Consider the following 12,576-nt stretch of genomic DNA (forward strand, 5'->3'; position numbering starts at 1 on the left):
CTATGAAAAGAGTTTATTTCTTACTGGCATTTTCCGCATTTGGACTGAATGCTTACGGACAAAAGACAATTGATCAGAAAGTAGCAGAGCTATTGTCTAAAATGACCCTGGAGGAAAAAGTAGGACAAATGGTTCAATACAGCGGGTTCGAATATGCTACAGGACCTCAGCATTCCAATTCGGCTGCTGTTTTAGACGAAATTAAAAAAGGAAAAGTAGGTTCTATGCTGAATGTTGCAGGATCGGAAGAAACCAGAGCCTTTCAAAAACTCGCGATGCAGTCAAGGCTTAAAATTCCTTTACTTTTCGGACAGGACGTTATCCATGGATACCGGACAACCTTTCCGGTGAATATAGGGCAGGCAGCAAGCTGGGATCTGGGAATGATTGAAAAGTCTGAAAGAATAGCTGCTACAGAAGCTGCAGCTTATGGTATTCACTGGACATTTGCTCCAATGGTGGATATTGCCAGAGATCCGAGATGGGGAAGGGTAATGGAAGGTTCCGGAGAAGACACCTATCTTGGAACAAAAATCGGACTGGCAAGAATTAAAGGATTCCAGGGTAAGGGTTTAGGAAGTCTGGATGCTGTGATGGCCTGTGCCAAGCACTTTGCAGCGTACGGAGCCGCTGTGGGCGGAAGAGATTACAATTCTGTGGATATGAGTCTCAGACAGCTGAACGAAACTTATCTTCCTCCATTCAAAGCAGCTGCAGAGGCAGGAGTAGCTACTTTTATGAATTCCTTCAATGATATTAACGGAATTCCGGCAACAGCCAACCAATATATTCAGAGAAATCTTTTAAAAGGAAAATGGAATTATAAAGGTTTTGTCGTTTCAGACTGGGGAAGTATCGGGGAAATGATTCCCCATGGTTATGCAAAAGATGCAGCCCAGGCAGCAGAAAGAGCTGTGCAGGGCGGAAGTGATATGGATATGGAAAGCCGTGTTTATATGGCAGAACTTCCCAAACTGGTTAAAGAAGGAAAAGTAGATGCAAAACTGGTAGACGATGCGGCAGGAAGAATCTTAACCAAGAAATTCCAAATGGGACTTTTCGATGATCCTTACAGATTCAGCAATGAAAAAAGGCAAAAAGAACAAACCGATAATCAGGAAAACAGAAAATTCGGGAGGGAATTTGGTTCAAAAAGTATTGTTCTTCTTAAAAACCATGGAAATATTCTTCCGCTTTCAAAAAATACAAAGACAGTTGCCCTGATTGGCCCTTTCGGGAAAGAAACAGTAGCGAATCACGGCTTCTGGTCAGTTGCTTTCAAAGATGACAACCAAAGAATTGTTTCTCAATTTGACGGAATTAAAAATCAGCTGGATAAAAACTCCACTTTATTATATGCCAAAGGCTGTAATGTGGATGATCAGGATAAAACACAGTTTGCAGAAGCAATAGAAACAGCCAGAAGAGCTGACGTAGTGATTATGACATTGGGAGAAGGACATGCGATGAGTGGAGAAGCAAAAAGCAGAAGCAATATCGGATTTACGGGCGTCCAGGAAGATTTGTTGCAGGAAATTGCCAAAACCGGAAAACCAATTATTCTGATGATCAATGCCGGAAGACCTCTTATTTTCAACTGGGCATCAGACAATATTCCTGCCATTATGTACACATGGTGGCTGGGAACCGAAGCCGGAAACTCTATTGCAGATGTTCTGTTTGGGAAGGTGAATCCAGGAGGAAAGCTTCCGATGACTTTCCCAAGAACAGAAGGTCAGATTCCTGTGTATTACAATCATTACAATACGGGAAGACCTGCAAAAAATAATACAGACAGAAATTATGTTTCAGCATATATAGATCTTGATAATGATCCGAAATATCCGTTTGGATACGGCTTAAGTTACACAGATTTCAAATACTCTGATATGGTTTTAAGTTCTGCAAACCTTACAGGAAACCAGACATTGAACATCAGTGTTACGGTTTCCAATACAGGAAAGTATGATGGAGAAGAGGTCGTGCAACTTTATGTTAGGGATCTTTTTGGAAAAGTAGTAAGACCTGTAAAAGAGTTAAAAGGATTCCAGAAAGTATTCATCAAAAAAGGCGAAAGCAAAAAGATCGATTTTAAACTTACCCCCGAAGATTTGAAATTCTTTGATGATGAGCTGAATTTTGACTGGGAAGGCGGAGAATTTGATATTATGATTGGAACTGACTCTCAACATGTACAGACCAAAAGAATTAGCTGGAGCAAATAAATTCAATAGGAGCGGGCTTTAGCCCGCTTAATCAAAAGTCAGAAAAAAATGGCTTTAGCCAAAAACTTAAAACCCTAATACATATGAATCTTAAGGCTAAAAATATCATTAAAATATGTGCCACAGTAACCACCTTCATTTCTGTTCTGAACTGTGCTTCACACAAGCCGGATTCTCACAGAACACTTATTTGGAGTGATGAATTTAATGGTAAAGGTCTTCCTGATTCGTCAAAATGGAATTATGATGTAGGAGGAGGTGGTTTTGGGAATGAGGAAGCTCAGTTTTACACCAAAAGCAGACTTGAAAACGCCAGAATGGAAAAGGGAAACCTGATTATTGAAGCCAGAAAAGAAAACTGGGAAAACAATAAATATACTTCCGCAAGGCTTTTAACCAAAGGAAAATTTGCCTTCCAGTATGGAACAGTAGAAGTAAGGGCAAAGCTGCCCAAAGGCCGCGGAACATGGCCCGCCATATGGATGATGAGCGAGAATATGAAGAAATGGCCGGATGACGGCGAACTGGATATCATGGAACATGTAGGATACAATCAGGGATTTATACATGCTTCTGTTCATACCAAAAAATATAATCACATTCAGGGAACCCAGAAAACCGATACACTGTTTGTAAAAGATGCAAGCGAAAAGTTTCATGTCTATAAAGCAGACTGGACACCGGAAAAAATAGATGTTTATATCGATGACCAAAAGTTTTTCACCTATGAGAATAAAGAGAAAAATAATGATGCATGGCCTTTTAACAGACCTTACTTTATCATTTTAAATCTTGCAGTAGGTGGTTTTTGGGGAGGAAAAGAAGGCATTGATGATGCTGTTTTTCCACAAAAGTATTACATAGACTATGTAAGAGTCTATCAAAATAAATAATGAATAGGGGACGCAACTGTCCAAAATAAAAAAATCATGAGAAAAATAATTGTAAGTTGTTTTGTAGTAGGTGTTGTCATCAGTGTCAATGCTCAGAATTATTGGAAAAAGAATGCAGGAAAAACAGCTAAAGTAATCCTTACCAACTCGAAAGCGAATGAAAAGATGGCGGATAAAGGAGCAGTTAAATTTGAACAATTCGGGCAGCCTAAAGAAACCGAAGCCTGTATTTTTGTGGCTCCTAATTTTAAATATCAGAAACTGATAGGAATAGGCGGTGCCATTACAGACGCCTCAGCAGAAACTTTTTATAAAATGCCAAAGAACAAGCAGAAGGAAATTCTGGATGCTTATTTTGGAAAAAACGGATTGGGATACACTGTCGTACGTACCAATATGAATTCCTGTGACTTCTCCAGTGATTCCTATACTTATGTAGAAGACAATGATACTTCCCTGAAGACTTTCAATATTGCACATGATGAGAAGTATAAGATTCCGATGATCAAAGAAGCTCAGAAAGCAATAGGAAATAATTTTACCTTCTATTTTTCTCCGTGGAGCCCGCCAGCCTGGATGAAATCCAACAAAAGTTTATACAAAGGAGGAAGATTGGAGAATCAATACTACCAGACGTGGGCAGATTATTATATCAAATTTATTAAAGAATACGAAAAGAGAGGAATTAACATCTGGGGATTGACTGTTCAGAATGAACCAATGGCTACCCAAAGCTGGGAATCATGTATCTATACTGCCGAAGAAGAAGGGGAGTTCCTGAAAAAGAACCTTGGACCAACCCTTTGGAAGAACGGATATAAAGATAAAAAAGTAATGATCTGGGATCACAATAGAGACCTTATCTATCAAAGAGCAACAACCACATTAAGCGATCCTGAAACCTCAAAATATGCCAGCGGTATTGGCTATCACTGGTATGAAACATGGAATAACAAAACACAGCTTTTTGATAATTTAGCAGAAACGCACAGAGCTTTTCCGGATAAATTCCTGGCTTTTACTGAAGGATGTAAAGAACAGTTCAGTATGGATAAAATCTATGATGTAAGCCTGGGTGAGCTGTACAGTAAAAACATGCTGAATGATTTTAACAAAGGAAATGCTTTATGGACCGACTGGAATATTTTATTGGATGAAACCGGCGGACCTAACCATAAAGGTAACTTCTGCTTTGCCCCGATTATTGCAGATACCAAAACAGGCGAGGTGTTCTATACTTACGAATACTATTATATAGGCCATGTTTCAAAATATATCAAACCCAATGCCCAGAGAATCGGAAGCTCGTCCAACAGAGCCGCGCTTACATCTTCCGCTTTTATGAATGAAAACGGACAGCTGGTAACCGTTATCATGAACGATTCCGACAATGATATTGAAACCAATCTATGGATAGAAGGAATGGCTGCAAAACTAAATGCCCCGGCACACTCTATACAGACCGTAATTTTATAGTATCATATTAATATTATTTTTGACAGACCCGGCGGCCTCAAAGAGGCCGCCGGGTTTATTTACGTACCACCATGTTCTGACAAAAAACAAAAAACCCATGAAAAAACTTCATGGGTCTTATTTATTGTAAACGAAACTTTATCAGTCTGTTATTTTTCAGTATCATATTTACTGATCACTTTCTGAGTAACTCCTGAGCTGCTGAAACCTCCGTCATGGAACAGGTTCTGCATGGTTACTTTTTTAGTAAGATCAGAGAATAATGTTACACAGTAGTCTGCACATTCAAGAGCGGTAGCATTTCCTAGCGGAGACATATCTTCTGCGTATCCAAGGAATCCTCCGAACCCTTTCACACCACTTCCGGCAGTAGTCATTGTAGGAGACTGTGAAACTGTGTTTACACGTACTTTTCTTTCTCCCCAGTAGTTTCCGAAAGTTCTTGCAATACTTTCAAGATACGCTTTGTTATCAGACATATCATTGTAATCCGGGAATGTTCTCTGAGCGGCAATATAAGTAAGGGCCAGAATACTTCCCCATTCATTCATACAGTCTTTTTCCCAAGCCACACGCATTACTTTATGGAAAGAAACAGCGGAAATATCCCAGCCTTTTTCCAACCAGTCGTAGTTCATTTCTGTATAGTGTTTTCCTTTTCTAACGTTGATAGACATCCCGATAGAGTGAAGGATAAAGTCGATTTTTCCAAATTTTGCAACAGCGGCATCAAAAAGTTTTTCAAGATCTTCTACAGAAGTAGCATCAGCACCTATTACTTCAGAACCTGTTTTTTCTGCTAAACCATTAAGTTCTCCCATTCTCAATGCGATAGGTGCATTAGATAAGATAAATTCAGCACCTTCCTCATGGCATCTTTCAGCAACTTTCCATGCGATAGATTGTTCATTAAGGGCTCCAAAAATAATTCCCTTTTTGCCTTTAAGTAAACCGTATGACATAATTTTTTAATGTTTATTATAATACAAATGTAACAATAATTGTGCTTATGGCATAATAAAAAATGGAGCCTTATCAATTTAAGACTCCATTTTATTGAAAATATTTATATGACTGAAATACTAATTGGTTTTCTTATTCCATTCTGCCTTTATATCTTCTGCCGCATCTTTGGTTTTTTCCCATGCTTCATCTGCCTTATCCTTAATATCTTCCCAGGCATCGGATACATTAGCTTTTACCCTGTCTAGCCAGTCTTCCTGGCTGGCCTCCTCATCATTATTCCTTTTCTCATTGATATAATCTTTAGCCTTGTCTGCCAATTCATTGATTTTCCATTTGGTTTTGTCCGCTGCATTCTGTAAAGAGTTTTCTACATTATTTACTGCATTTTCCGCTTTGTTATACTCTGAATTGTTCATAATGATATAAATTTTGGTGTTATAATTATAATTGAACAATAACCATTCCTAAAACACAGCTTCTCTGTTAAATTTTTCATAATCTTTTGTTATCCTTTTCAAAATCAATAGTAACTTTAACATATAAATTTGATAATTATGAAAAAAATACGTTGTGGCTGGTGTGAAAAAGATGATCTCTACAGGAAATATCATGATGAAGAATGGGGAAGACCGGTCTATGATGATGAAACCATATTTGAATTTTTAGTTCTTGAAAGCTTCCAGGCCGGTTTAAGCTGGTATACTATTTTATCAAAAAGGGAAAATTTCAGAAAAGCTTTTGACCATTTTGATTATAGTAAAGTGGCGGCATATTCTGACAAAAAAATTGAAGAACTTATGAACAATCCCGGAATTATAAGAAACAGGCTTAAAATTCTGGCCGCAGTTACCAATGCTCATAGATTTATGGATGTTCAGAAAGAATTTGGAAGTTTTTCCCAATACATCTGGGCTTTTATTGATGGAAAACCAATTGATAACCTACCTGAAAAATTGTCTGATGTTCCTGCTACAACAGAAATTTCTGATCTTATTTCGAAAGATCTTAAAAAGAGAGGATTTAAATTTGTAGGATCTACTGTAGTTTATGCCCATATGCAGGCTACCGGAATGGTCAATGATCATTTAAAAAGCTGCTTTACCAGAAAAATCATAACTTATTGATATTTTTGTATGATTAAAAAATGAAAACCTCTGTTGAAATATGAAGAAAATAGGAATTATAGGTTATGGCTGGCTGGGAGAAAGAATAGAATCCGCGTTATCGGAAAAGTATACAATATCAGCTACGACAACTACAGAGGATAAAGTGCACACACTACATTCTAAAGGCATCAATGCCATAGTAGCATCTTTCCCAGATTATCAATTGTCTGAACCTGTTTCCCGGTGGGAAGAAATTAAAGATATGGATGTTTTGATTATTACCATCCCTGTTTCTGAGAAAAGCTGCTGTGTAAGTTCTTTATATAACAGGATTCAGAATCTCTCAGCCTTTATCGGAGATTTTAATGGGCAGATGTTTCTGATGAGTTCCACAGGTGTTTATCCTGATATTGCTAAAGAATTCACAGAAGAAGATGTTCCTTTTGAGAAAGTATCAGGAGAAAGAATGCTTAGGAATAAATATCCTCAACTGAATATTCTGAGACTTGGCGGTCTGATGGGAGACAACAGGCTTTTAAAAAATTATAATGTCGGCAACCTTGATCATGCGGCGAATCATATTCATTATGCTGATATCAGTGGGATTATCTCAGAAATGATTGAACAGAAAACTGAATCTAAACTATACAATGTAACGGCTCCCATTCATCCTGCAAAAAGTCAGGTAATCAATGCACAGAAAGATATTCCGGATGAAAAAGAATTTGAGGTGAAAGGGAAGAAGGTTCTGTCTTCAAAACTTGTTTCAGAGCTGGATTATACATTTCAATATCCAGATCCTAGAATATTCCATATATAGTATTTAATCCTTCTTATTTTCAAATTTTCCTCTATTTATCTTTAGTTTTTAAAATGTAAGGTTTTGAAGGGCTAAGGATGGAATTTCTCGATTACTTATTTTTTTAGTACACCTTCTCTATAGTTCATATGGGAGAATTTTATTTGTGATTCATAATAATACATAAAGATCTCATTCTAATCTCTTTTGTAATAAACAAAAAAAAACTATAAAACGCTTATATTTTTGTATATCATTAGTCTGTTTCAGAAACTTTTAGAGGGATATTCGTAATTACGAAAAGGTACTTTGAATCTTTGTATAATATAAATAGTTTTGGGACAAGAAAACGCAAGATGAAAATAAAAAGTAAGTTATCCAAGTATTTAAGGAAACTAAAATTACTCCGTTTCGCTGACCAAATTAGGTTTTATTATACATGGTTGAAAATGTATAAAAAAAATAAGCAATTCAGGTCACTTCATCCACATACTAAACTTCCTAAAGATTATTTAATGTATGAGTCCTTTTTATTAGATTATGACAGCTATTATAACGGAGGGAAAGTAACAGCCGACTGGATTATAAGTTTAATTAATAAACACTATAAACAAATTAAACATCTAAAAATTTTAGATTGGGGATGTGGTCCGGGGAGAGTAATTAGACATATGCCAACTCTTTTGGAAGAGAGTAATCAATTTTTTGCCACAGATTATAATGAAGATTCAATTAATTGGTGTTCAAAAAATATACATCATGTTGATTTTTCAAAAAATAAACTATCTCCACCATTATCATATGAAAATGATTTTTTTGATATCATTTATGGGATCTCAATTTTTACGCATCTATCTGAGAAAATGCATATCGAATGGATCAAGGAACTAAGAAGGGTTTTAAAAAAGGATGGTATATTGATTGTAAGCCTGCAGGGAAACAATTTTAAATTAAAACTTACTTCCACAGAGCTAAAAGAATTTACTAATGGAAAACTTGTTGTACGAGGTAATACAAAAGAAGGGCATAGGATGTATTCTGCTTTCCATCCGGAAACATTTGTAAAATGCTTATTTAAAGATTTTACTATACTTAATCATATTGTTTATTCTGATGATCTGGCTAAAAAAAATATCCCTCAAGATATTTGGGTATTAAAAAAATAATCTACAATGTGATTTGTATTTACTGTTTAATGATTCATGTTGGGATACAAATACAAATGCATTATCTGATTCGGAATAAGAACCTATAAGCAAGATTGATCTCTCATAGCATTATAAATAATAGTAATGGTAGGGTTCTGTTTTTTGATTTTTAAATATTCAATAAAATAAATATTTATTTAAAACATAAACACATAATAAAAAAGCACTTATGAAAAGACAATTATTTTCGATGGCATTATTAGTGTCATCACTTACATTTGCACAAAGTTGGCATACAACAGGGAATTCAGGGACTAATCCAGCCAATAATTTTATTGGGACTACGGATAGTCAACCTTTGGTTTTTAAAACGAACAATACAAAAGTGATGAATATTCTTCCAAATGGTGTAGTAAAAGTAGGAATTAATGATCCAGGAGGAAGTGGTGAAGCCTATTTCAGAATCTATAAGGAAGACAATCTGGCTTTTGAGATCGCTAATTCTTTGGGATCATTCCAGATTGGAAAATCAGGTTGTTCAGGCTGTTGGGGTGGACAAATCGGAGATACAGTTCTTAGAAACTTAGGAAAAAGCCACAATATTATTATCGCTCAACCCAATGATGGTAATGATGGTTCTACCTATTTCGGTATTCAGGATGGCTATAATGGAACCTGGGTAAAGTTCTTCAACAATGCCATTGCCAGATTTGACGGTAAAATTAAGGCTAAAGAAGTTGAGGTAAAAGCTAATGTATGGGCTGATTATGTTTTTAAAAAAGACTACAAGCTCAATTCTTTAGAAGACGTTGAAAAACATATTAATGAAAAAGGACATTTGCCTAACATTCCCACTGCTCAGGAAGTACTCGAAAACGGAATTAACGTTGCTGATATGAATTCCAAACTACTTGAGAAGATTGAAGAATTAACATTATACTCTATTGAACAAAATAAGCAATTAAAGCTCCAGGCAGAAGAAATTAAGACGTTAAGAAAACAACCCGAAGAGCTTCAAGAACTGAAACGTCAAGTTCAACAACTTTTATCAACACAAAAATAACCACAAATGAAAAGAAAAATACTCTCACTATCATCATTGATGATAGGATTCTTCGGCTTTTCCCAAACCGAAGTTTATTTTAAATATGATGAAGCAGGAAACCAGAGATACAGAGGAACTGATATAGCTAGGAAAACAGTACAAGAGTCTGCAAAAACAGAATCCAAAACTCTTTCTGTAACTCAAACTCAGCCTGAATCTCAACTCATGGATGAAGCAACTTTTTGGAAACAGATAAGATTATATCCTGTTCCTGTAATTGATGTTCTAACGATTGACTGGACTGATGAAGTAGACGGACTCAAAATAGTTTAGATGTTTTAAAAATGTTTGGAATTGATACTGAAACATTATCTGTGGAGTTTATTAATTTTACCCAAGGCGTTCAAAATGAAATCAATACATTCTATCAGAAGTTATTTCCAATATTTAATAGAGTAATGAAATAAATACAGATAAATGAAAAATTTAAATTTAATAATGTTTTTTTTAGTGCTTCAAGTAATAAATTGTAGATCTTTTAAAGAGTCTAAGATTAAAGTAGATGAAAATAATATAAATGTAGTATTTCAATCAAAATTTTATAAAAACTCTATATTGGTTGGAGAAAAACATTATAATAGTAAAAATGGAAAATTTAAAATTAGCGAAACAAAACAAAATACATCTTTTGATAAAGAAATTATAATTAAGCTTACAACAGAAGATTTAAAAAAAATTTATTCCAAGTATAAAGAACTAAAAATTCCAAATAAAAAATTATGCTTACAAATGAAGGATGAAGGAAATAATGTGGTAATCGAAAGGGTAATTCTAATAAATTCTGAAAATAATTTTACTTTAAATGATTGTGCAATTACAGATAATGATCAAAAAAAACTTAGCTACATTACATCAATGCTTTTAAACCTGTTAACATCCAAACCAGAGTACAAAAAAGCTTTTCCAATGGCAGAATGGGAATTGTAAAAAATATAATGATTCAAAATAGTATGTTTCTCTGGTGATTTGGGGAGTAGTAAGAACCTTAATCAGTACAGGAATGTATGCGATACAGGCACTGGTCATGAACAGCTGGTCATGGAATGGTTTTACCAATGCCCTGTTAATGGGGGCTGTCACAGGAGGAGTCTCCGGGGATTGGGACAGGTATTCAGTGCCAGTGGTTTCTAGGGAGCAGAGCTTTCGTAGAAGTGGGAACAGGAGGTGTAACAGCTCTAATTACCGTTAGGATACACACACACGGAGTTCCTGATCGTATTATTGGTCCTGACCATATCCCAATTACAACACCCGAACAATTTGATAAGCCAAAACCTAATAAAAACCTCCGGAAACATTTTCCGGAGGTTTTATTTGTATAATAAATTAAATAATTACTTAATAATTCTTTCTAATACCCATTCAATGAGGTTTTTCTCAGAAGCATGATGATCTGCAGAGAACTCCCCACGTCTTCTGTTGGCAATTACGTTATTTACAGTGATGGCTTTGTGGCCTAATAATTTTGAAAGTGCATAGATGGCAGAGGTTTCCATTTCGAAATTGGTAATTCCAAGATCATTCAATGTTTCAAGGAATTGATCATCTACTGCTTTCAAACGAAGCTGTCTCCCTTGTGGAGCATAGAATCCCGGGAATGTTGCCGTATTTCCATGGTATTTGGCATCTTTGTAATATTCTCCCATTTCTTCTGCCCAGTCTGAGAAGTAAAGCATAGGCTTGATTCTTTCATAAGGAAATTTTTCCAGGAAGCTTTTGGAAAATTCATTTTCAAAGTTGTAATCCTGATAGAAATGCATTAATCCGTCTAAACCAACTACATTTTGAGTTACAAGCATATTGTCAACTTGTACATCAGGGTTTACACTTCCACAAGTTCCCATACGGAATAACTCAAGGGCTTTGTGCTCAGTTTTGAACTCTTTGTTTTTCAGATCGATGTTTACCAAAGCATCAAGTTCGTTCATCACGATATCGATGTTTTCAGTCCCGATACCCGTAGACATTACAGTAATTCTTTCTCCGCGAAGCGTTCCTGTATGCGTATAAAATTCTCTTTTATTTTTCTTGATTTCTACCGTATCAAAATATTTTGAAACTTTTGCCACTCTGTCAGGATCACCCACAAGGATGATTTTGTCAGCAATATCTTCAGGTAAAAGATTCAGGTGGTATACACTTCCGTCTTCATTCAGAACAAGTTCTGAGGCAGCAAGTTTGTTTAGCATAATATGTATATTTTTTGTTTTTTTAATTAGTCATAATGGCTTCTTTATAAGGAGAGGCCATAACCTCGTAGATGTCATTGTATTCTTCTACAATTCTTTTCTGGCCGTTCATTACTTCATATACGGTAACAACGGTTTTTTCAATATTTTTAGGATCTTTCCTCTGTGACGTAATTTCATAGAAATGATCATCTTTTTTCAGAACAGATACAAGCTCTTCTTTTGTTGAATTATTGGAAGTCATCATTCCCGGAAAATCCCTGAGGATATCTGAAAGATCAGTATAGGTTTTGTATGGCTTTGTAACTCCATTGGAATACACATATACATTAGGAATTTCTTTATTATTTTCAAGACGTATCAGATAATAGTCATTTCCTTTTTTCTCAGCATACACAGCCATTTCCTGTTTCTTTTCAGGTTGTTTTTCCTGTTGCTTTTTCTTTTGTGAAAACGCGGTCAGAGAAAGGAAACTTGCTGCAACAGCAAACCATAGTTTTGTTTTCATACTTTTATTTTAGTTTTTTTGATGTGTTGATTTAATTTTAAAAAATCCTCTCCCAATAATCTTCCGCCATTATTTACCGGTATGTTGAAAAACCGTTTTCCTTAGAATAATGAATTTGATTTCGGGGTTTAAAATTAGTGAAAAATATTGTATCAGAAATA

14 protein-coding genes are annotated in these 12,576 nt (G+C 35.5%); 10 read left to right on the plus strand and 4 right to left on the minus strand.

The window, feature by feature from the left end; genetic code table 11:
• Positions 1–2 precede the first annotated feature (2 nt).
• The 3 genes from bglX (at position 3) to EL165_RS01575 (ending at position 4,594) form a co-directional block, all read left to right on the plus strand.
• On the plus strand, positions 3–2,225 hold the full coding sequence (bglX, locus tag EL165_RS01565) for a beta-glucosidase BglX (protein ID WP_002979983.1): 2,223 nt from the start codon (positions 3–5) through the stop codon (positions 2,223–2,225).
• An 83-nt stretch (positions 2,226–2,308) separates the two neighbouring features.
• A complete protein-coding gene (locus EL165_RS01570) occupies positions 2,309–3,118 on the plus strand; it encodes a glycoside hydrolase family 16 protein (protein WP_002979982.1) in 810 nt (269 codons plus the stop codon).
• Positions 3,119–3,154: 36 nt separating this feature from the next.
• The gene (locus tag EL165_RS01575) at positions 3,155–4,594 is read left to right on the plus strand and encodes a glycoside hydrolase family 30 protein (RefSeq protein ID WP_002979981.1); all 1,440 of its coding nucleotides are present in this window, start codon (positions 3,155–3,157) and stop codon (positions 4,592–4,594) included.
• Positions 4,595–4,743: 149 nt separating this feature from the next.
• Here the strand turns inward: EL165_RS01575 and EL165_RS01580 are convergent, their stop codons facing one another.
• Positions 4,744–5,556: an enoyl-ACP reductase FabI gene (locus EL165_RS01580; RefSeq protein ID WP_002979980.1), complete on the minus strand. Its 813-nt coding sequence runs from the start codon at positions 5,554–5,556 to the stop codon at positions 4,744–4,746.
• Positions 5,557–5,676: 120 nt separating this feature from the next.
• Positions 5,677–5,976 carry a hypothetical protein gene (locus tag EL165_RS01585; RefSeq protein ID WP_002979979.1) on the minus strand — a complete coding sequence of 100 codons (300 nt, stop codon included), beginning with the start codon at positions 5,974–5,976 and terminating at the stop codon, positions 5,677–5,679.
• Between the two features lie 138 nt (positions 5,977–6,114).
• On the opposite strand from EL165_RS01585, the gene EL165_RS01590 reads away from it, so the two are divergent.
• From EL165_RS01590 to EL165_RS01620, 7 genes are all read left to right on the plus strand, one after another.
• Positions 6,115–6,684: a DNA-3-methyladenine glycosylase I gene (locus EL165_RS01590; RefSeq protein ID WP_002979978.1), complete on the plus strand. Its 570-nt coding sequence runs from the start codon at positions 6,115–6,117 to the stop codon at positions 6,682–6,684.
• Between the two features lie 40 nt (positions 6,685–6,724).
• The gene (locus EL165_RS01595; RefSeq protein ID WP_002979977.1) at positions 6,725–7,486 is read left to right on the plus strand and encodes a Rossmann-fold NAD(P)-binding domain-containing protein; all 762 of its coding nucleotides are present in this window, start codon (positions 6,725–6,727) and stop codon (positions 7,484–7,486) included.
• A 335-nt stretch (positions 7,487–7,821) separates the two neighbouring features.
• Complete coding sequence (locus EL165_RS01600) at positions 7,822–8,631, plus strand: class I SAM-dependent methyltransferase (protein ID WP_002979976.1); 810 nt, start codon at positions 7,822–7,824, stop codon at positions 8,629–8,631.
• A 211-nt stretch (positions 8,632–8,842) separates the two neighbouring features.
• On the plus strand, positions 8,843–9,676 hold the full coding sequence (locus tag EL165_RS01605; protein ID WP_002979975.1) for a hypothetical protein: 834 nt from the start codon (positions 8,843–8,845) through the stop codon (positions 9,674–9,676).
• Between the two features lie 6 nt (positions 9,677–9,682).
• On the plus strand, positions 9,683–9,991 hold the full coding sequence (locus tag EL165_RS01610) for a hypothetical protein (RefSeq protein ID WP_041461809.1): 309 nt from the start codon (positions 9,683–9,685) through the stop codon (positions 9,989–9,991).
• Positions 9,992–10,135: 144 nt separating this feature from the next.
• The gene (locus EL165_RS01615) at positions 10,136–10,645 is read left to right on the plus strand and encodes a hypothetical protein (protein WP_002979972.1); all 510 of its coding nucleotides are present in this window, start codon (positions 10,136–10,138) and stop codon (positions 10,643–10,645) included.
• A 34-nt stretch (positions 10,646–10,679) separates the two neighbouring features.
• Entirely contained in the window at positions 10,680–10,907 is a 228-nt protein-coding gene (locus tag EL165_RS01620) for a hypothetical protein (RefSeq protein WP_126358569.1), read from the plus strand.
• Positions 10,908–11,052: 145 nt separating this feature from the next.
• Here EL165_RS01620 and EL165_RS01625 read toward each other — a convergent pair whose 3' ends face one another.
• Both EL165_RS01625 and EL165_RS01630 read right to left on the minus strand, forming a co-directional pair.
• Complete coding sequence (locus EL165_RS01625) at positions 11,053–11,907, minus strand: nucleoside phosphorylase (RefSeq protein WP_002979969.1); 855 nt, start codon at positions 11,905–11,907, stop codon at positions 11,053–11,055.
• Positions 11,908–11,929: 22 nt separating this feature from the next.
• Complete coding sequence (locus EL165_RS01630) at positions 11,930–12,415, minus strand: hypothetical protein (protein WP_002979967.1); 486 nt, start codon at positions 12,413–12,415, stop codon at positions 11,930–11,932.
• Between the last annotated feature and the right edge of the window lie 161 nt (positions 12,416–12,576).

Source organism: Chryseobacterium gleum (genome assembly GCF_900636535.1).
Classification (GTDB): Bacteria; Bacteroidota; Bacteroidia; order Flavobacteriales; family Weeksellaceae; genus Chryseobacterium; species Chryseobacterium gleum.